At 73.7% G+C, this 19,822-nt stretch carries 18 protein-coding genes; 10 read left to right on the top strand and 8 right to left on the bottom strand.

What is annotated here, in order from left to right; all coding sequences use genetic code 11:
• Nucleotides 1-7: 7 nt before the first annotated feature.
• Both CHC05_RS31910 and CHC05_RS31905 read right to left on the bottom strand, forming a co-directional pair.
• Complete coding sequence (locus CHC05_RS31910) at nt 8-652, bottom strand: M15 family metallopeptidase (protein ID WP_089254337.1); 645 nt, start codon at nt 650-652, stop codon at nt 8-10.
• Nucleotides 649-1,770 (bottom strand): acyltransferase family protein, encoded by a 1,122-nt coding sequence (locus tag CHC05_RS31905; RefSeq protein WP_245871316.1) that lies wholly within the window; start codon nt 1,768-1,770, stop codon nt 649-651. Before CHC05_RS31905 ends, CHC05_RS31910 begins: the two co-directional genes overlap by 4 nt.
• A gap of 144 nt (nt 1,771-1,914) precedes the next feature.
• Here CHC05_RS31905 and CHC05_RS31900 point away from each other — a divergent pair, with 144 nt between their 5' ends.
• Genes CHC05_RS31900 through budA form a run of 4 tightly spaced genes read left to right on the top strand, consistent with a single transcriptional unit; the run spans nt 1,915 to nt 4,899 of the window.
• The gene (locus CHC05_RS31900; RefSeq protein WP_089254336.1) at nt 1,915-2,955 is read left to right on the top strand and encodes a LacI family DNA-binding transcriptional regulator; all 1,041 of its coding nucleotides are present in this window, start codon (nt 1,915-1,917) and stop codon (nt 2,953-2,955) included.
• Between the two features lie 24 nt (nt 2,956-2,979).
• Nucleotides 2,980-3,519 (top strand): NUDIX hydrolase, encoded by a 540-nt coding sequence (locus tag CHC05_RS31895; RefSeq protein ID WP_089254335.1) that lies wholly within the window; start codon nt 2,980-2,982, stop codon nt 3,517-3,519.
• The gene (locus tag CHC05_RS31890) at nt 3,501-4,073 is read left to right on the top strand and encodes a DinB family protein (protein WP_089254334.1); all 573 of its coding nucleotides are present in this window, start codon (nt 3,501-3,503) and stop codon (nt 4,071-4,073) included. The genes CHC05_RS31895 and CHC05_RS31890 overlap by 19 nt, the downstream gene beginning before the upstream one ends.
• Nucleotides 4,074-4,128: 55 nt before the next feature.
• On the top strand, nt 4,129-4,899 hold the full coding sequence (budA, locus tag CHC05_RS31885; protein WP_089254333.1) for an acetolactate decarboxylase: 771 nt from the start codon (nt 4,129-4,131) through the stop codon (nt 4,897-4,899).
• On the opposite strand, the gene CHC05_RS31880 is transcribed toward budA, so the two are convergent.
• From CHC05_RS31880 to CHC05_RS31870, 3 genes are read right to left on the bottom strand one after another with little or no spacing between them, the layout of a single operon-like run.
• Nucleotides 4,896-5,810, bottom strand: a complete 915-nt coding sequence (locus CHC05_RS31880) for an RNA polymerase subunit sigma-70 (protein WP_089254372.1) — start codon at nt 5,808-5,810, stop codon at nt 4,896-4,898. The genes budA and CHC05_RS31880 overlap by 4 nt on opposite strands.
• A gap of 2 nt (nt 5,811-5,812) precedes the next feature.
• On the bottom strand, nt 5,813-6,664 hold the full coding sequence (locus tag CHC05_RS31875) for an alpha/beta hydrolase (protein ID WP_245871320.1): 852 nt from the start codon (nt 6,662-6,664) through the stop codon (nt 5,813-5,815).
• Entirely contained in the window at nt 6,585-7,931 is a 1,347-nt protein-coding gene (locus CHC05_RS31870; protein ID WP_089254332.1) for an MFS transporter, read from the bottom strand. The genes CHC05_RS31875 and CHC05_RS31870 overlap by 80 nt, the downstream gene beginning before the upstream one ends.
• A 66-nt stretch (nt 7,932-7,997) precedes the next feature.
• On the opposite strand from CHC05_RS31870, the gene CHC05_RS31865 reads away from it, so the two are divergent.
• Nucleotides 7,998-8,990 (top strand): DUF5937 family protein, encoded by a 993-nt coding sequence (locus tag CHC05_RS31865; RefSeq protein ID WP_089254331.1) that lies wholly within the window; start codon nt 7,998-8,000, stop codon nt 8,988-8,990.
• Here CHC05_RS31865 and CHC05_RS31860 read toward each other — a convergent pair.
• Nucleotides 8,974-9,930 carry a sugar kinase gene (locus CHC05_RS31860; RefSeq protein WP_089254330.1) on the bottom strand — a complete coding sequence of 319 codons (957 nt, stop codon included), beginning with the start codon at nt 9,928-9,930 and terminating at the stop codon, nt 8,974-8,976. The two genes, CHC05_RS31865 and CHC05_RS31860, sit on opposite strands and share 17 nt — an antisense overlap.
• Before the next feature lie 21 nt (nt 9,931-9,951).
• Here CHC05_RS31860 and CHC05_RS31855 point away from each other — a divergent pair, with 21 nt between their 5' ends.
• Complete coding sequence (locus CHC05_RS31855) at nt 9,952-10,545, top strand: bifunctional 4-hydroxy-2-oxoglutarate aldolase/2-dehydro-3-deoxy-phosphogluconate aldolase (protein ID WP_089254329.1); 594 nt, start codon at nt 9,952-9,954, stop codon at nt 10,543-10,545.
• Here CHC05_RS31855 and CHC05_RS31850 read toward each other — a convergent pair.
• The gene (locus CHC05_RS31850; RefSeq protein ID WP_245871315.1) at nt 10,542-10,820 is read right to left on the bottom strand and encodes a hypothetical protein; all 279 of its coding nucleotides are present in this window, start codon (nt 10,818-10,820) and stop codon (nt 10,542-10,544) included. The genes CHC05_RS31855 and CHC05_RS31850 overlap by 4 nt on opposite strands.
• A 59-nt stretch (nt 10,821-10,879) precedes the next feature.
• On the opposite strand from CHC05_RS31850, the gene CHC05_RS31845 reads away from it, so the two are divergent.
• Nucleotides 10,880-12,076, top strand: coding sequence for an amidase (locus CHC05_RS31845; protein WP_089254328.1), 1,197 nt, complete (start codon nt 10,880-10,882; stop codon nt 12,074-12,076).
• On the opposite strand, the gene add is transcribed toward CHC05_RS31845, so the two are convergent.
• Nucleotides 12,054-12,986: an adenosine deaminase gene (gene add / locus CHC05_RS31840; RefSeq protein ID WP_245871314.1), complete on the bottom strand. Its 933-nt coding sequence runs from the start codon at nt 12,984-12,986 to the stop codon at nt 12,054-12,056. The two genes, CHC05_RS31845 and add, sit on opposite strands and share 23 nt — an antisense overlap.
• Before the next feature lie 23 nt (nt 12,987-13,009).
• On the opposite strand from add, the gene CHC05_RS31835 reads away from it, so the two are divergent.
• The 3 genes from CHC05_RS31835 to CHC05_RS31825 all read left to right on the top strand — a co-directional run bounded on the left by CHC05_RS31835 (nt 13,010) and on the right by CHC05_RS31825 (nt 19,744).
• On the top strand, nt 13,010-14,332 hold the full coding sequence (locus CHC05_RS31835; RefSeq protein ID WP_089254327.1) for an aldehyde dehydrogenase family protein: 1,323 nt from the start codon (nt 13,010-13,012) through the stop codon (nt 14,330-14,332).
• Between the two features lie 111 nt (nt 14,333-14,443).
• Nucleotides 14,444-15,907, top strand: coding sequence for an MFS transporter (locus CHC05_RS31830; RefSeq protein WP_089254326.1), 1,464 nt, complete (start codon nt 14,444-14,446; stop codon nt 15,905-15,907).
• Nucleotides 15,908-16,033: 126 nt separating this feature from the next.
• On the top strand, nt 16,034-19,744 hold the full coding sequence (locus CHC05_RS31825) for an alpha-L-rhamnosidase (protein WP_089254325.1): 3,711 nt from the start codon (nt 16,034-16,036) through the stop codon (nt 19,742-19,744).
• Nucleotides 19,745-19,822 lie beyond the last annotated feature (78 nt).

Raw genomic sequence — 19,822 nt, 5'->3', positions numbered from 1 at the left:
CCCAGGGTCAGCCCAGGTCGACCGGGCCGTAGTGGGTTTGTGAGGCGCCCGTGCCCAGGGCCCAGTAGCGGTCGCCGTAGGACCAGTGCCACCACTCCGTCGGGTAGTTCGCGAAGCCGGCCGATCGCAGGGCCGAGCCCAGCACGTAGCGGTTGCGGCGCGCCGATGCCGGGATGTGCGTCGCGGCCGTGAAGCACGCGTTGGCGCTGGCCACCGGGCTGTCGTTGACGGCCGTGCCCATGTCGAGCTCGCGCCCGTCCGGCCCCGCCAACGTCAGGTCGACGGTGCCGCCGGTGCTGTGCGGCGCCACCGACGGCGGTGACACGTACTTGCTCGCCTCCACGTACACCCGTTCCTCCGACCACGACGGAAACCGGGAACGCAGCTCGTCCTGGTAGCCACCGAAGTACTCCCGCTGCAGCCGCAACGGTCGGTAGGCCTCTACGACCAGCAACCGCAGCCCGGCCGGGAGCGCGCGCTGCGCCGCGAGGAGCCGCGCCACCGCGCCCTCCCGCAGCCGCGCGAAAGCACCTTCCGGATCGGCCAGCCGGTCGTCGACCCGGAGCTCGTCCACGGTGCGCAGGTCGACCATGGCCTCACCGTTGTCGAACACCGGCACCGCGGCGACGCGGGGGTCGGAGATCAGGATCATGGGGCAGCTCCTAAGCGGAGGCGGAGGGGGAGGGAGGGAAGGGCGAACAGCCAGCGCGCACGCACAGCGGTCAGTCCACGATGGATGGCCAGGCTGAGGACGACCACGACCGCGGTCAGCACCGCCGGGTAGAACAGGGCGACCACCAACTGGGCGCCGCCGCCGAGGGAGGAGACCAGCCCGACCAGCAGCAGGTGCAGCAGGGCCAGCACCGGCATGTGGATCACGTAGATCGGCAGGGTGATCCGGCCCAGCCGCGCGAGCCGCGTGCCCAGCGCGGACCGGGCGACGCAGGCGGCCGCGGTCACCCCGAACACCACCGCCACCGCGGACACCACCAGCCACACCCCGAACCACTCCGAGGCGCCGAGCGCGGCCATCACGGCCAGCGCACCCACGTACGCCAGGCCGGTGAGCCACAACCGACGAGGGGTCGCGGTGGCCGCGAGCGATTCGAGACGCGGCCGGAAGTACAGGCCGGCGAGGAAGAACACCAGGTTCTGGTAGAAGCCGCCGCGGTCGCCGGGCGTCGGCACCAGGCCGGCCGCCGCGACCGCGGACAGCACCGCCGCCGGCACGAGCACCACCAACGGAGGCAGCCGCCGCACCGCCTTGGCGAACGCGAAGTAGATCGCCAGGGCGTACAGGTACCAAAGGTTCGACGGGGTGATCGTGAGCTGCTCCACCAGCTCCAGCGGCGAGTGGGCCCGCGCGGTCGGGAAGTCCGGCACGAGCGCGAGCACCGCCGTGTGCACCAGCAGCCACACCGCGTACAGGTAGAGGAACGTGGCGATCCGGCCGCGGGCCACCACCCGCCATGGCCGGGCGAGAGCACTGCTCGCGAAAATGCCGGAGATGGTGAAGAAGAGCGGCATTCGCAGTGGCAACAGCTGCTCTCCGAACGTGCCCCACACCCCCGGCAGCGGCAGCCCGATGTGCCACGAGACCAGCAGGTAGTCCTTGACGATCACGTGCCAGGCGACGACCAGCAGGATGCAGGCGCCCTTGGCCGTGTCCGCCCAAGCCACCCGGGATGACTCGGCGGACGTGGCCCACGACGAGACCCAGAGGGTGCTGGCACCACGGCGATCGGCGAGGCGGGGAGATAGCAAAGGCACAGGTCAGACGGTGGCAGCCACGTGTCCGCGATCGATCCGCGCGATGTCACGGGCACGTAATGGCACCACGTGACGACGGCCACAGCCGCCCGCCGGGCGGCGGATGCCGCATCGATCGCTGGCTGTGGCACCCTGGTCACACCTATGGCTGAGCTACCGGGCGGTGTGCGGATCAAGGACGTGGCGGCGGCCGCCGGCGTCTCGGTCGGCACTGTGTCCAATGTGCTCAACCGGCCACATCTGGTCGCACTGCCCACCCGGCGCCGGGTCAGCGCCGTCATCTCCAAGCTCGGCTTCGTGCGCAGCGAGTCGGCCCGCCAGCTCCGCGCCGGGTCCAGCCGAACCGTCGCCATGCTGGTGCTCGACGTGGCCAACCCCTATCTGACCGACGTCGTACGCGGTGTCGAGGACGAAGTGGCCACCGCCGGGCTCGTAGTCATGCTGGCGGGCAGCGGCGGCCTGCTGGGCCGCGAGCAGCGCTACCTGGAGATGTTCCAGCAGCAGCGGGTACGCGGACTGCTCTGGAACCCGACCAACCTGTCCCCGCCGAGCACCGACGCGTTCGACCGCCTCGGCATCCCGATCGTCTTCCTGGACCGGCACCTGGAGCGCACCCACTCGAACGTCGCCGTCGACGACGTGGCCGGCGGCCGGATCGCGGCCGAGCACCTGCTCGCCCGCGGCCACCGGCGGATCGCGGTCGTCGGCGGCCCGGCCACGCTGGCCCAGATCGAGGACCGCAGGGACGGCGCGTACGAGGCGATCCGCCAGGTCTCCGACGGCGCCACCTCGTTCCTGTCGATCCCGACCGCCGACCTGACCCTGCGCTCCGGCCGCGGCGCCGCCGACCACCTCCTGGCGATGCACCCCGCGAGCCGGCCCACAGGCGTCTTCGCCGCCAACGACCTGGTGGCGATCGGCCTGCTGCAAGGGCTGCTTGCGCACGGGGTCCGGGTGCCGGAGGACGTCGCCATCGTGGGCTACGACGACATGGAGTTCGCGGCCGCGGCGGCCGTCCCGCTGACCTCCGTGCGGGCGCCCCGCGCCGACCTCGGCCGCCACGCGGCGCGCCTGCTGCTGGAAGGGATCGTCGAACGCGAGAACGGCAGCCCGGTCACGGCCCGGCACCTCCGCTTCGAGCCGAGCCTCGTGCCCCGCGCGTCCACGGCACACCAGCATCCGTAAGGCGACGCGTACCATCTCGGGGTGATGTCCCGTGCGCACGTCGCCGAGGTGATCGCCGGCTACCTCGCGCGGCACCCGGCCGAGGCCGAGCGGCTGGCACCGTTGACCACCGCCCTCACGGAAGAAGCCGACGTCGTCTCCCGAAAGACGTTCGTACCCGGCCACGTGACCGCCTCCGCGGTGGTGCTCGACCCTGCCGGCCGGATGCTCCACATCCGCCACAGCGTGTTCAAGAGATGGCTCCAGCCCGGCGGACACCTCGAACCCGGCGACACGACGCTAGTCGGCGCGGCCCAAAGAGAGGTCGAAGAGGAGACTGGCATCGCGCTGCTGACCCTGGCCGACGACACGCCGTGCGACATCGGCGTCCACCCGATCGCCGCCAACCCGGCCAGAGACGAAGCCGCGCACCACCATTTCGACGTCCGCTATCTCTTCACCACGGTCACCGCACCTGCCACCCGGTTGCGGGCAGACGAGGTGCACGGCATCGCCTGGCTGCCACCGGACGAGGTGGAGCAGGACTTCCGGCAGAAGGTGCGGGCATGGGCAGCGGCGCTCTGATCGAGTTGTTCAAAGACCAGCTCACGTTCTACTGGGACAACCACCTGCGACCCCGACTCGACGGGCTGACCGACGACGAGTACGCCTGGGAGCCGGTCCCCGACGCCTGGACGGTCCGCCGGGGAGACGACGGCCGCCACCGCGCCGACGGCCCCTGGCCGGAACCGGGCACACCGCCGCCGTTCACCACCATCGCCTGGCGGATCGCGCACGTAGCCGTCAACTTCCACACCCGGGTGAGCACGTTCTTCGCCTCCAATGAGGACGGTGCCGACATGTCCGACCCGCGGCACGTCCCCGACCTCCCGGCGGACGCCACCGGGGCGCTGGCCTTCCTCGACGACGTGTACGGCCGTTGGCACACGGCGATCGCCGCACTCGACGCCGACGAGCTGGCCCGCCCGCTCGGCCCGCGCGGGGCCTACTTCGCCGCGGAGCCGATGGCCGCCCTGATCGTGCACGTCAACCGCGAGACCATGCACCACGGCGGCGAGATCGGCGTGCTGCGCGACCTCTACCGCGCCGGGTGGTGTCGGCCGGGCGTCACCGGGTAGGTGTCAAGCGGGTGCCCCGACGAGGGACAAAGGTGACGCCGAGCGAGGAAGCGCCATGGAGAGCGAAGCATACGACCGGTTCCGGGCGTGGGGCCGCGCGATGATCCACGACGGGCACGCCGACGAGATCTACCAGACCTCGACCATCGCCGCCCTGCTGGACGGGCTCTACGACGGCGACGTGACGATCGCCGAGCTGCTGCGGCACGGCAACTTCGGGCTCGGCACCTTCAACCACCTCGACGGCGAGATGGTCGTGCTCGACGGGACCTGCCACCACCTGCGGGCCGACGGCGGCGCGCGGGTCGCGGAGCCCACCGACCTGACCCCGTTCGCCACCGTCACCTGGTTCCGGCCCGAGATCACCCTGCGGATCACCGCGCCGGTCGACCGAAAGAACCTGCTCGACCGGATCGACCACGCGTTGCCCACCACCAACCTGACGGCCGCCGTCCGCGTCACCGGCCGGTTCGCGAGCGTCGAGACCCGCACGGTGATGGAGCAGAAGCCGCCGTACCCGCCGCTGACCAAGGCCACCGAAGGGCAGGCCGTCACCACGTTCCGCGACGTCGACGGCGACCTGGCCGGCTTCCGGTCACCGTCGTACGAGCTGGGAATCGCGGTGCCGGGCTACCACCTGCACTTCCTCACCGCCGACCGCGACCACGGCGGCCACGCCCTCGACTTCGCCCTGGTCGAGGGCGAGGTGCGGGTGGCCACCGAGACCGAGCTGCACCTGAGCCTGCCCCGCACGGCCGCGTTCGCCAACGCCAACCTCTCGCCGGACGACATCGCCGGCCAGCTCCGCCAGACCGAGGGCGGCTAGGCAAGCCCAGGGCCCAGCACCGCGGGATAGCCGAAGCGTTCGACGTGGTCGGCACCGGTGAACAGGACGATGCCGGCCAGCCCGGTCGGGGTCGGCGACAGCAGCACCACGCCGAACGCGGCTCCGGCACGGTAGACCACCACCGCCGGCTGGTCGTTGGCGGTCACCGGGAACATCGCCCACTCGCCGGGCTCGCCGAGGACCGAACGCAGGTAGGGAACGCAGACGGCCTTGCCGGCGAACCAGGTGCGGGACGGGACGACCTCCAGCGTGGCATCCTTGCGCAGCGCCTCTTCCAGCGCGGTGAGGTCGCTGTTGACGAACGCTGCCAGGTACGCGTCGAGTTGCGCCAACGCCTCCGGCGAGTCCGGGTCGGACAGCGGCTCGCCACGCGCCGCGTCCAGGCGCGCCCGCGCCCGTTGCAGGCTGCTCTTCACCGCCGGCACCGACATGTCCAACATGGACGCCACGTCCGTCGCGGGGAACTCCAGCACCTCGCGCATCAACAGCACCGCCCGCTGCCGCGGGGGCAACAGCTGCAGGCTCGCGACCAGGGCCAGGCGCAGGCTCTCGCGCCGCACCACCGTGTCGGCCGGGTCGTCGGCGAAGGGCTGGAGCCACGGCACGTCGAGGTCGATCGTGCCGGGTGCGGTCGGGTCGTCGGCGGGCGCGCCGAGGCCGGAGGGCAGCGGGCGCCGGGCCCGCTGCTCCAGCGCCGTCAGGCAGGCGTTGGTGGCGATCCGGTAGAGCCAGACCCGCACCGACGCCCGTCCCTCGAACAGCTCCCGGGCCCGCCAGGCCCGCAGGAACGTCTCCTGCACCACGTCCTGCGCCTCCTCGGCCGAGCCGAGCATCCGGTAGCAGTGCGCGGTCAGCTCGCGGCGATGTGGCTCGAGCTCTCCCGGATCCATCGTCACAGCTCCAGTCTCGGTCGTACCCAGTCAGCGAACCGGCGGATCGCGTCATCCGCCTCCGGTGCGCGCCCGGCGGCCATCTGGAAGGTGTGCTGCTGCTCCTCGAAGACGTCGCGGCGCACCTCCACACCGAACTCCCGGGCCCGCTTCTCCAGCATCCGGCTCTCGTCGAGCAGCGTCTCGTCAGCACCCACCTGGATGAACGTGGGCGGCAGCCCGGTCAGGTCCGCGTGGAGCGGGTTGACCGCGGGATCGCGGGGGTCGCGGCCCGCGAGGTACATCGCGGCCAACTCCAGCACCACGTCGCGGTAGAAGAACCCGTCGCGTTCGGCGTTGGTGTCGAAGCTGTCGCCGCTGACCGCCATGTCCACCCACGGCGAGATGAGCAGCAGCGCCGCCGGGGCCGGCAGGTCGCGGGCGCGGGCGGCCAGGGTCGCCGTCACCGCGAGCCCGCCGCCGGCCGAGTCGCCGGCCAGGACCAGCCGATCGAAACCCTGTCCGACCAGCCAGGTGTACGCCGCGAGCGCGTCCTCCTGCTGCGCCGGGAACGGCTGTTCCGGGGTGTGCCGCTGGTGCGCGATCAGCGCCGGCACGCCGATCGCCTTGGCGAGGTGCCCGTACAGCTTGCGGTGGGTGAACACCGACCCGCTGACGAAGCCGCCGCCGTGCAGGCACAGCAGCGCCGCCCCGGAGTCGCGGACGCCGTGCGGCACCAGCCGCAGCCCGTGTTCCACCTCCAGGTAGTCCACCCCGCGCGGCTCCGCCGTCAGGTCACCCCAGTGGTCGTCGGTCTCCCGCGGCTCCGGCTCCGGCGGCGGGTTCAAGCGGTCCCGGGTCCAGGTCCGGTACATGCGCTCCACGGCGCTCGACTGTGTGCTGGCCATCGTGGCTCTCCTTCCGTCCGCCGGTGTTGACCGCACCGGAGTCGAGAAGGAATCGGCGCCTGGGCACCAACAGCGCGGTCGTGACCGTTGTCACACCGGCCAGGGCGACCGCCCAGCGCGGGGCCGTCAGCGAGGCCAGCCCACCGAACACGGCCGGTCCCACGCCCTGCAGGGTCATCAGGCCGGTGGAGAGCAGGCCGAACGCCTGGCCCCGGCCGCGCTCCGGCACCGCGTCGACGAACGCCCGCTGCAGGCCGAGGGAGTACGCGAACCCGACGCCGCTGGCGGTCATCAGCACGGCGCAGACGAGCAACGGCGGGTCGAACGCGAAGGCCACGGGCGGCAGACCGAGCAGCAGCACCAGCGGCGCGACCAGCCGGATCCGGGTGTCCGGCGGCACCAGCCGACCGACCACGAGATGGCCGACCAGCATGCCCAGGGGGGAGGCCGCCATCAGCAGCCCGACCGCGCCGGCCGGGAAGCCCCGCGTCGACGCGTACGCGACCATCAGCGCCTCGGCGCCGACCACGAACGCCGAGGGCAGCCACTGCAGCAGCAGCAACTGCCGGACCCACGGGTCGGCCAGCAGCGCGGCGTTGCTCGACCAGCTCTGCCGCACCGCACCGCCGCCATCGGCGGCCGGCACCGCGGGCAGGTCGGCCAGACCGAACCGGACGATCAGCGCGGCGACCAGGTGGCAGGCGGCCGTGAGCAGCAGGGCCCGCTGCGCGCCGAGCGCGGCGATCGCGACGCCGCCGGCGGCCAGGCCGAGCAGCTGCGCGCCGCCCGACGCCATGCTGCTCACCGAGCGTCCCAGCACGTACGCGTCGCCGGTCAGCACGTCGGCGACCAGCCGGCCGGAGGCGCCGTTGAACACCGGCGTGCCGACCGCGACCACCGCGACGAGCACCAGCCGGGCCCAGGTCGGCAGCGGCACCGTGGCGAGGGTCAGGGCGGCCACGCACTCCGCGCCGTAGCCCGCCACGATCAGCGGCCGGGGCCGGAGCCGGTCGGCCAGGGAGCCGAACAGCGCGCCGCCGAGCACCTGCGGCAGGAAGCCGATGGCGAAGGTGATCGCGGACAGCAGGGGCGAGCCGGTCGCCGCGAACACCAGCACCGACAGCGCGACGATCCGCAGCGCGTCGGCGGCGATGGCGATCGAGCGGCTGACGAACAGGACCCGGAAGGCCGGCACCGCGAAGACCTCGCGGTACGTGGCGGACTGTGTGCTCACCGCCGCAGCCTGCGGCAGGCGGCGCCCCGGTGGCCAAAGTTACGGTCCTGGCCGTAACGTCGAGGGGTGCTCCGCTACCTCGTCGACCAGACCGACCTGCTGCACAGCCGGTTCGCGCTGTCGCCGAGCTTCGAGCTGGAGAACCTGCTGCGCTTCTTCGACGGCACGGACCGGCACGGCCCGCGTACGCCCGGCCCCGCCGCCCGGCTGCGCCCCGCGTTCGAGCACCTCCGCCGCACCGACCCGGCCATGCGGGCCCTGCTCGCGCTGCACCACCCGCACGGCGGCGCCGACTTCGTCGCGCCACCGCCGACCCGGTCGGCGCTGCAGACGATCGACGACGACCTTGAGGTGGTACGCGCGGTGCCCCTGCCCGTGGCCCGCGCCGAGATCGCGGTGTGCCTGGCCGCCCGGCCCGCCAAGGACCCGGACGCCCGCGAGATCCTGGCCTCGCCGGACGTCACGGAGCTGCTCGCCGACGGCCTGCGCCGCGCCTGGGACGCCCTGCTGGCCACCGACTGGCTCCAGCTGCGGGCGATCTGCGAGCGCGACATCGTCTACCGCTCGGGCCTGCTGGCCCGGCACGGCTGGGCGGCCGCGCTCGACGGCCTGCACCAGCGGGTCCGCTGGCGCGACGGCAGCATCGAGGTGAGCCGGATCGCCGGCCGCGACGTCGTGGTCGGCGGTCGGGGCATGACGTTCATCCCGTCGGTGTTCATCTGGCCCAGCATCGCCGCGCACTCCGACGACCCCTGGGACCGCGCGATCATCTATCCGGCGCGCGGCGTCGCCGACTGGTGGGGTGCCCGGCCGGAGCCGCCCTCGGCCGCGCTGGAGGAGCTCATAGGCCGCACCCGGGCCCGGATCCTGGTCGCGCTGCGCGAGCCGGCCAGCACCACGCAACTGGCCCGGACGCTGGCCGTCCCGGTCGGCTCCGCGGGCGACCACCTGCGCGCGCTGCGCCGGGCCGGCCTGCTGGACGCCGCCCGCTCGGGGCGGTCCGTGCTCTACCACCGCACGCCGCTGGGCGACCTGCTCGCGACTAGCGGACCGAGCTGACCAGCTCGCGCGCCCGGTCCGGGTCCGGCAGCCCTTCCGTGTCGCCGGGTGCGGCCACCACGCCAGCGGCGAACTGGCTGCCCAGCCAGGCGGCCCCGCGCGGGTCGATGCCGGCCAGCCGGGCCGCCAGGTAGGCACCGGCGAACGCGTCGCCCGCACCGACCGGGTCGACCACCCGCACCGCCGCCGTGGGCAGGTGCACCGGCCCGTCGTCCGTCGCGTACCAGCAGCCGTCCGCGCCGGCCTTGAGCACCACCTCGCCGACACCGGCCGCCCGGGCCCTTGCGAACACCTCCGCGGGCTCGTCGGTGCCGAACAGCGTGGGCGCCTCGTCGCGACCCAGCACCAGATAGGCCGTGTACGGCAGCAGCCCGACCAGCGTCTCGCCGACCGGCCGCAGCCCGGGCCGCAGGTTGGGGTCGAGCGCGACCGCGACGCCCCGGGCGTGAGCCTGCCGGGCCAGCCGCACCACCGCGCGCTCCGGCCCCTCGCCCAGCGCCGCGGTCAACCCGGAGACGGCGACGAGCCGCGGCGAAGTGGCCAGGGCCCGGTCGGCGTCGTCTTCGTCCATCGTGGACGCCGCCGAGCCGGCCCGGTAGTAGTGCACCCGGCGCGCGCCGTCGGGGCGTACCTCCTTGAAGAACACCCCGGTCGGGAAGCCGTCGTCGGTGGCCACGAGGTCGGTGTCGACGCCGAGCGCCGCGGCGGCCGCGAGCACCCGCCGGCCGAACGGGTCGGCGCCGACCCTGCTGCAGAACGCCGCCCGCGCGCCGGTCCGCGCCGCGGCCGCCAGCAGGTTGAGCTCGGCCCCGGCGACGTGCACCGAGGTGGTCGCGCAGGTGTCCAGCGGCGCCCCGCCGGCCGCCTGGAAGAGCACCATCGCCTCACCCAGGCCGACGATGTCCGGTGGGGCGGGTGCGCGGTTGACCGGTTGGGGCATGCCGGCTACCTTGCCATTCCGATGACCGACTTCGCGACGCTGCTCCGCGGCAAACCCCTCATGGCGATCCTCCGCAACGTGCCGATCGAGCGGGCGGTGGCGCTCGCCGAGGCGGTGTGGGACAGCGGCCTCGGTGCCGTCGAGGTCCCGATCCAGACCCCCGAGGCCGTGGCGTGCCTGCGGGCGGTGGCGTCGGCCGCGGCCGCGCGCGGAGCCCTGGTCGGTGCCGGCACGGTGGTGACGGTCGAGCAGGTGAAGGTGGCGGCGGACGCCGGTGCGGTGTTCACCGTCGCGCCCGGGCTCGACCTCGACGTGGTCGCCGCGAGCGCCGCCGCCGGCCTGCCGCACCTGCCCGGCGTGGCCACCCCGTCGGAGGTGCACCACGCCCGCAAGGCCGGCTGCGACTGGCTGAAGGCGTTCCCGGCCGGCTCGCTGGGCGCCGGCTGGCTGCGCGAGGTGCGCGGACCGTTCCCGGACGTGCGGTTCGTCGCGACCGGCGGCATCGGCCCGCACAACGCCCGCGACTTCCTCGCGGCGGGCGCCGACGCGCTCGGCGTGGGCGGAGCCGTGACCCGCGAGGGCGGCCTCGCCGACCTGCTCGCCGTGCTGCGTTAGGGCGTCACGTCGGGGCCGGTGCGCAGGCGGCGGCCCCAGGTCAGGTAGGCGACCGAGCCGACCGGCTGCACGAAGATCGCCGGCCACCAGAGCGCCTTGGGCCCGCGCACCAGGTGCTGCGGGCGGCGCATCAGGTCGAGCGCGGCCGCGGTCGTGCAGACGACCTCGAACGCGGCCAGGCTGACCACGCCGGCCCGGCGGAAGGTGCCGAGGCCAGCCCAGAACTCGCGCAGTCCGGCGGCCTGGCTGGGGCGCGGGATGCTGTCGTCGGCCATGTCCCGAACGTACCCCCGGACCGCCCCGGAGTCGGGCCGCTCGCGTAGTTTGGTCCCTGATGGCACCTCTGGTCCGGCCCCGTTCGCTGGCCGATCCCCAGCCCCTCGCCGCGTGGCTGGACCGGATCGACACGGTCGACCCGGTGCTCCACGCGTTCCTGCCCGAGCCGGGCCGCCGGGCGCGCCTCACAGAAGGAGTGCCGCTCGGCGTCAAGGACATCTTCCGGGTCGACGGGTTCGCGACCCGGGCCGGCTCGGTGCTGCCGCCCGAGCTGTTCGACGGCCCTGAGGCGTCGCTGGTCACCCGCCTGCGAGCGGCCGGCTACGTCATCGCCGGCAAGACCGTGACGGCCGAGTTCGCCAGCGCCGCGCCGGGCCCGACCCGCAACCCGCACGACCCGGCGCACACCCCGGGCGGATCCAGCAGCGGCTCGGCGGCCGCCGTCGCGGCCGGGATGGTGCCGGTCGCGCTCGGCTCGCAGACCCTGGGCTCGGTGATCCGGCCGGCGGCGTTCTGCGGAGTGGTCGGCTTCCGCCCCACGCACGGCCGGGTCCCGACGGACGGCATGGTGCCGCACTCGCCGTCGCTCGACACGGTGGGCTGGTTCACCGCCGACGTGGCCAGCGCTGCCCAGGTGGCTGCCGTCGCCTGTCCATCATGGACGCCCGAAGCGCCGACGAACGAGCCGGTGCTGGGCATCCCGTCCCCGGCCTATCTCGCGCGGGCCGGTGTGGAGGCGCGGGCCGCCTTCGAGGAACAGGTGACGGCGTTGCGGGCGGCGGGCTTCGTCGTGCGTACCACCGATTTCCTGTCCGATGTGGAGAAAAACGCCAAGCGGTGCGTGGTGCTCAACCGGTTCGAGCTGGCCCGCACCCACGCGACCTGGTTCCCGGAGCACGCCGACCGCTACCGCCCGCAGACCGCCGCCGCGGTTCGCGAAGGGATGGCGGTCACGGCCGCCGACTACGCCGAGGCGACCCGCTGGCGCCGCGAGTTCGTGGCGGCCTTCGACGACACCGACGTGCACGTCTGGGTCACGCCGGCGGCGCCGGGCACCGCACCGCGCGGCCTCGACAGCACCGGGAGCGCGGCCATGTCGGTGCCGTTCAGCGTGCTCGGCGCGCCCGCGTTGAGCGTCCCCGCGGGCCGCGACGAACACGGGCTGCCCTGGGGCATCCAGCTCGTCGGTGCCCGGGGCGACGACGAGCGCCTGCTCGCCTGGGCCGCGACGATCAGCCCAGCAGTGCGGCCTTGAGCGCGGCGGGTGCGGCGCTCGCCATGACCGAACAGCGGGCCAGGTCGGCCTGCTCCGCCGGGTCGCTGGTGACCAGCGCGTACTGCGTGGTCAGGTCGGAGCCGAACAGCAGTGGGTCGTCGGTGCCCAGGGCGACCAGGACGCCGGCCGCTCGCAGGTCGCGGATCGGAAGCTCCGTGATGGCCGCGACGCCCAGCGGGGGATAGGACGTCGGGCAGACCTCCAGCGCGACCCCGCCTTCGGCGAGCAGGTCGCGGGTGGCGGGGTCGTGCATCGCGGCCAGCCCGTGGCCGATGCGGTGGGCACCGAGCACCGTGACGCAGTCGGCGACGTGCGCCGGCGGGGTGTAGAAGCCGCCGTGCGGCACCACCAGCAGCCCGGCCTCGGCGGCCAGCCGGCACGCCGGCGCCATGTCCTCGACGCGGCCCAGGCGCTCGTCGTTGGACAGTCCGAACCCCACGACACCCCGGTCCGCGTACGCCGCCGCCAGCTTGGCCAGGCGCAGCGCGTGTTCGGGTCCCGCCGCCCAGCTCGCCGCGACCACGATGCCGACCGGGATCGGTGCGCGGGCCGCGCCGGTCAGGGCCGCCTCGACCGCGCCGTGCAGGCTGCCCGCGACCACCGCGTACGACGTCGGGTCGACCTGGAGCTCGAGCCAGCGCGCGCCGCACGTCGCGTCGTCCTCGGCCGCCTCGACCACCAGCCGCTCGATGTCCGCCGGGCCGCGGATCGTGGCGCGGGCCAGGTCGTACCGCTCCTGGAAGGCGGCCCACTCGTGCACCGTGCCGGGCGCGAACGGCGGCGGCAACGGAAGGCCGTCGCGGGCCGCGAGCTCGGCGAGGGTGCTCGGGCGCATGGCGCCCGTGAGATGCAGATGCAGGTTGGTCTTGGGTAGCGTCGCCGCTGTCACCCCCGGAACATTACGGAGGCACTGTGTCTGTCGAGAGCAGCACCGCCGAGGCCGCCATCGCCGCGCGTGAGCTGGCCACCTGGTCCGGCGCCCAGCGCCGCGACGCCCTGCACGCCGCCGCCGACGCGCTGACGGCCGCCGCGGCGCCGGTCATCGAGGCGGCGATGGCCGAGACCGGCCTGCCCCGGCCGCGGCTCGAAGGTGAGCTGGCTCGCACGACCGGCCAACTCCGGCTGCTCGGTGACTTCGTGGCCGACGGCCGGGACCGCCCGGTGGTCCGCTCGGCCGGCGCCGCTCCCGGTGGTGGCGACATCGTCGCCGTGCGGGTGCCGATCGGGCCGGTCGCGGTGTTCGCCGCGTCCAACTTCCCGCTGGCGTTCGGCGTGCTGGGCGGCGACACCGCGTCCGCGCTGGCCGCCGGCTGCCCGGTGGTGGCCAAGGCGCACCCGGCCCAGCCCGAGACCGCCCGGCTGATCGCGGCGGCGGTCCAGCCGGCGCTCGGCGAGGCGTTCCGGGTCGTCGAGGGCGGCGCCGACGTCTCGCTCGCGCTCGTGCGGGCGCCGGAGATCCGCGCGGTCGGCTTCACCGGCTCCGCGGCCGGTGGCCGGGCGCTGATGGACGCCGCCGCCGCTCGGCCCGACCCGATCCCCGTGTACGCCGAGATGGGCGCGCTCAACCCGGTGTTCGTCTTCCCGGCGGCCCTCGCCGACGAGCGCTGGCCCGCGACGCTGGCGGCCGCGGTGACCGGCTCGGCCGGGCAACTCTGCACCAAGCCGGGCCTGGTGGTCGTGCCCGACGGCGCGGCCGGCGCCGCGTTCGCCGACCGGCTGGCCGCCGAGGTCGCCGGGACACCGGTGTTCGAGCGCATGCTGACGCCCGCCATGGCCACCGCGCACGCCGCCTGGCGCGACCGGGCACCGGCGGCCGAGGGCGCGGCGACCGCGCCGGCCGGTGGCGCGGCGCCGTTCGCCGTCCGAGTGGGAGGCGACGCGCTCGACGGCGAGCTGCTGGCGGAGCACTTCGGCCCGACTGTCGTCATCGCACAGTCCGCCGTGGACGGTTACGGCCCGCTCGCCGAAAGGCTGGAGGGCAGTCTGACCGCGACCGTGCTGGCCGGCGAGGATGACGACGACGCGGTCCGGGCGCTGCTGCCCGCGCTGGTCGACCGGGCTGGTCGGGTCATCTACAACGGCGTGCCGACGGGGGTCGCGGTGGTCGACGCGATGCAGCACGGCGGCCCGTGGCCGGCGGCGTCCGGCGCGTTCACGTCGGTCGGCACGGCCGCGGTCGAGCGCTTCCTGCGCACGGTCGCGCTGCAGAACGTCCCGGAGCGGCTGACGCGTTAGGCGGATGTGGCCGGTGGTGCCAGCGGTTTCGGCGACAGTCGGAACCCCGACGACCTCCGGGAATAGGCTGAGAGGCGGATCTGACCTTCAGCGAGGGCGAACGTTCAACTCATGGCGGGACCCCCGAGGCAGCACGTCATCCGGCAGGCCGGGCAGCCGCCGCGCGCCCGGGGACTCCTGGTGCTGGCCATCTGCTGTTCCAGCATCTTCATCGTCGGGCTGGACACGAGCGCGCTCAACGTCGCGCTGCCGTCGATCCAGCAGGACTTCAACGCGTCGATCCAAGGCGCGCAGTGGACGCTCGCTTCGTACATGCTGGTGCTCGCGTCGTTCCTGATCGTCTCGGCCTCCATCGGTGACCGGATAGGCCGGCGGCGCGTCTTCCAGGTCGGCCTGGCCGTGTTCGCGCTGGGTTCACTGCTCTGCGCGCTGGCGCCCAACCTCGGCTGGCTGATCGCGTTCCGGATCCTGCAGGGCCTGGGCGGCAGCATGCTGAACCCGGTCGCGCTCTCGATCATCACCAACACGTTCACGGAGCCGCGCGCCCGGGCCAAGGCAATCGGCTTCTGGGGTGCGACGGTGGGCGTGAGCATCGCCGCCGGTCCGATCCTGGGCGGCACGCTGGTGCAGGCGTTCTCCTGGCGGGCGATCTTCCTGATCAACGTGCCGATCGCGATCGCGGCGTACGTCCTGGCCGGCCGCTACATCCGCGAGTCGATGGCGGCGAAGCGCCGCAGGCTCGACCTGTTCGCGCAGGTGCTGCTCGTCGTGCTGGTCGGGTCGCTCACCTACGGGATCATCGAGCTGCCGATGAGGGGCATGTCGCCGGCGATCCTCGGCTTCTTCCTGGGCGCCGCCGTGGTCTTCGTGGTGCTGGTGTGGTGGGAACTGCGCCGGCGCGAGCCGCTGATCGACCTGCGCTTCTTCCGGTCGCCGCCGTTCTCCGGCGCCACCGCGATCGCCCTGCTGGCGTACACGGCGCAGGGCGGCTTCCTGCTGCTCAACACGTTCTACCTCCAGGACGTGCTGGCGTTCTCGCCGGTCGCGGCGGGCCTCGCGATCCTGCCGATGGCGACCCTGCTGGCGGTGTTCAGCCCGATATCCGGGCGGGTGGTGGCCCGCTACGGCCCGCGGCCGTCGCTCCTGATCGGCGGCCTGTCGGTCCTGGTCGCCGGGGTGATCACCGTGATCCCGCACGAGGACCCGCACTACTTCCGGCTGTTCTTCATGTACTGCCTGATCGGCTTCGGGCTCGGCTGGACCAACGCGGCGATCACGAACACGGCGGTCGCGGGCATGCCCAACCGCCAGGCCGGCGTCGCCGCGGGCATCGCCTCGACCATGCGGCAGCTCGGCCAGACCCTGGGCGTGGCGATCATCGGGTCGATCATCGCGGGTCAGGTCGTCGAGGTCGCGCAGACGCCGGCGTTCATGCGGGCGTACCACATCAGCTGGGCGGTGATCGGCGCGATCGGCCTGGCCAACCTGGTCATCGGGTTGGTCTCGACCTCGCCGCGGGCCATGCGCGCGGCGGAGGTCAACACCGAGCGCATGGGCGCGGCCGCCCGCGACTAGACATCCATATCCGTCATTGCCAGGTGTCGTGGCAATCCGTAGCATGGCGATTGCGGCCGTCGATGAAACGTTTCACCGCGCGGCCGGCACCGATCCGCCCGTCCCCGGATCGTCTGGAGGGATCCCATGCCACCCACGACACCACGCCGCATCGCCGGCGCGGCCACCACCCTCGCCTGCGTCGCCGCCCTGCTGGTCTCGGGTGCCGCCCCCGCGCAGGCCGCGCCGGTCAACCTGGCCGGCGCCAACTGGATCTGGTATCCGGAAGGCAACCCCGCCACCACCGCGCCCGCCGCCACCCGCTACCTGCGCCGCACGTTCACCGCGCCGTCGGGCGCGGTCAGCGAGGCGCAGTTCGTCGTGACCGGCGACGACAGCGTCGACGTGTGGCTCAACGGCGTGCCCCTGGCCAGCTCGGCCCAGGCGGTCGACTCCTGGCGCCAGGCGCTCTACGTCGACCTGGCCGGCGCGCTGCGACCCGGCGCCAACACGCTCGCCGTCGCGGCCCGCAACACCGCCGCCGGGCCGGCCGGCGTGCTCGGCCGCCTCCGGGTGGTCGCCGCCGGCGGCACCGTCGAGCTCGTCACCGACGCGGCATGGAAGGCCGCGAACAGCGTCGGCCCGGACTGGACGGAGCCGGCCACCAGCGACGCGGGCTGGCCCGCCGCGCTGGTCACGGCCGGCTACGGCGCGGGACCGTGGGGGAGCGGGGTGACCGGCCCGGACGTCAACGCCGGCTCGCCGTTGACGGTCACCGCACCGACCACCGAGCGCCGGGTGACACCGCTCGGCGTCGACGCCGCCAAACCACGCTTCGGCTGGAAGGCCATCGCTCCGGCCGGCACCGAGCTCCTCCAGGGCGCGTACCAGGTGATCGTCTCGGCGTCCGAGGCCGCGGCCCAGGGCGGCACCGGCGACGTCTGGGACAGCGGCCGCGTCGTCTCCGGCCGCTCGGTCGACGCCGCCTACGGCGGTGCCGCGCTCGCGTCGCGCACCCGCTACTGGTGGCGCGCGCGGGTCTGGGACACCCAGGGCCGGCAAGGATCGTGGGGCCCGGTGAGCTGGTTCGAGACCGGGCAGTACGACCCGGCCACTGGCTGGCAGGCCGCGTTCATCGGGTCCAGCGCGACCGCGCCGGCGCTGTCCGGCGCCACCTGGATCTGGTACCCGGAGGGCGATCCGGGCGCGAGCGCGCCGGTCGGCACCCGCTACCTGCGCCGCACGTTCACCCTCCCGGCCGGTGCCATCACCCGCGGCACGCTGACCGTCACCGGCGACGACACCGCCGACGTCTGGGTCAACGGCACCCAGGTGAGCAGTTCCCCGCGGGTGTACGAGTCGTGGAAGAGCGCGGCCGTCCTCGACGTCACCGCCCGGCTCGTGGCGGGCGGCACCAACACCATCGCCGTCGCGACCGAGAACACCACCGTCTCACCGGCGGGCGCGATCGCCGCGCTCGAGGTGACCGGCGCGGCCACCACCCGGATCGTCACCGACGGCGCCTGGAAGGCCAGCCAGACCGCGCCCGCCGGCTGGCAGAACCCCGGCTTCAACGACGCGGCGTGGCCCGCCGCGCGGGCGATCGCCGGCTACGGCGCCGGCCCCTGGGGCGCCCAGGTATCCGTCGCGCGCGGGGCACCGTACCTGCGGAAGGGTTTCTCCCTGGCGAAGCCCGTGGCCAGCGCCCGCCTGATGGTGACCGCGCTCGGCCTGCACGAGACCCGGATCAACGGCGCGAAGGTCGGCGGCGAGGCGCTCGCTCCAGGATGGACGGACTACAACCGCCGCGTGCAGTACCGGATCCTCGACGTCACCTCCCAAGTGCGCCAGGGCGACAACGCGATCGGCGCCTACCTCGGCAACGGGTGGTACTCGGGATCGCTCGGCATGGGCGGCAACCAGCGCTACGGCACCCAGCCGTGGTACTCGGCCGACCTCGTGGTGCGGCACACCGACGGCACCACCACGACCGTGCGCACCGACGGCTCCTGGCGCACCGCGTCGAGCCCGATCCGGTTCGACGACATCTTCCACGGCGAGGAGTACGACGCCCGTTCCACGCAGGCCGGCTGGGACCAGCCGGGGTTCAACGACGCGTCGTGGGCGGCCGCGGTCGTCCGCACCGGCACGAAGCCCAACCTGGTGTCCTCGGTGGACCCGGGCGTCGCGGTGCAGGCGACCCTGCCGGCGGTCGCGGTCACCCAGCCCACGCCGGGCGTCTGGGTGGTCGACCTCGGGCAGAACTTCGCGGGCTGGAACCGGCTTCGGGTACGCGGCCCGGCCGGCACGACGGTGACGATGCGGCACGCCGAGGTGCTCAACCCGGACGGCACGGTCTACCTGGCCAACCTGCGCGCGGCCCGGGCGACCGATCGGTTCACCCTGGCCGGCACCGGCGCCGACGAGGTCTACGAGCCGCGCTTCACGGTGCACGGCTACCGCTACGTGGAGCTGACGGGCTTCCCAGGCACACCAACGCTTTCGTCGGTGACCGGGCTCGCGGCCTGGACCAACGGTGCCGCGACGGGCTCGTTCAGCACCTCGAACTCTTTGGTCAACCAGGTGCAGCGGAGCATCCTGTGGGGCCAGCGGTCCAACATGCTGACGATCCCGACCGACTGCCCGCAGCGCGACGAGCGGCTCGGCTGGACCGGCGACATCGCGGCGTTCGTGGGCACCTCGACGTTCAACATGGACGTGCACGGGCTGCTCGACAAGTTCACCGACGACCTGACAGACGCGCAGCGCACCGACGGCGCGTTCACCGACGTGGCGCCGGCCGTCTGCTGCGGCGCGGGCACGGCGGGCTGGGGCGACGCGGGCGTGATCGTGCCGTACACGGTCTGGCAGCGCTACGGCGACCTGCGGATCGTCGACGAGAACTTCACGGCGATGCGCCGCTGGGTCGACTACTCCCGGGCCACCTCGGGTGCCGACCTGATCCGCAACCAGTCGACGTACGGGGATTGGCTCAACGTGGGCGACAACACGGCCAACGACCTCATCTCGACGGCCTACTTCGCCTACAGCGCACGGCTCGTCTCCCGGATGGCGGCGGCGACCGGGCGCACGGCCGAGGCGTCGTCCTACGGGACGCTCGCCGACCAGGTGGCGGCGGCGTTCACCGGGCGGTTCGTCGCGGCCGACGGCACGGTCTCGGGCAACACCCAGACGGGGTACGTGCTGGCGCTCTCGTTCGGGCTCGTGCCGTCCGGCCGGGTGCAGTCGGTGGCCGACAAGCTCGCCGCCAAGGTGGCCTCCCGCAGCGGGCACCTCAGCGTCGGCTTCCTGGGCGTGGAGAACCTGCTTCCGGTGCTGGCCGAGAACGGGCATCTGGCGACCGCGTACCAGGTGCTGCTCCAGCCGGACTACCCCGGCTGGGGCTACATGAGCGCGCGCGGCGGCACGACCATCTGGGAGCGCTGGGACGGGATCCGCACCGACGGGTCGTTCCAGGACCCGGGGATGAACTCGTTCAACCACTATGGACTCGGCTCGGTCGGTGACTTCCTCTACCGGTCGGTCGGTGGCGTCGGGCCGGACCCGCGTGACCCGGGCTACCACCGCCTGGTCATCGCGCCCCGCCCCGGCGGCGGGCTCACCTCCGGACGGGCCGATCTGGCGACGCCGTACGGGCGGGCGCTGTCGGACTGGTCCATCGCCGGCGGCACGCTGACCCTGCGGGTCGAGATCCCCGCGAACACGACGGCGACCGTACGCGTGCCGGCACCGTCCGCGGCCGCGGTCAGCGCCCCGGCGCAGGCGGTCGCGATGGGCTACGTGTCGGGCGCGGCGGTCTTCCAGCTCGCGGCCGGTTCCTACACCTTCACCGTCTGACACATTTACCACTTGCGTTTTCCTGCCAACGGCGTACTGTATCGATCCAGAAGGGTTCTGGATCGATACAGTGCCGAG

Source organism: Asanoa hainanensis (genome assembly GCF_900188485.1).
Taxonomy (GTDB): Bacteria; Actinomycetota; Actinomycetes; order Mycobacteriales; family Micromonosporaceae; genus Asanoa; species Asanoa hainanensis.
Note: the sequence above shows the minus strand (reverse complement) of the source record. Positions and strands in the feature narration are given on the sequence as shown.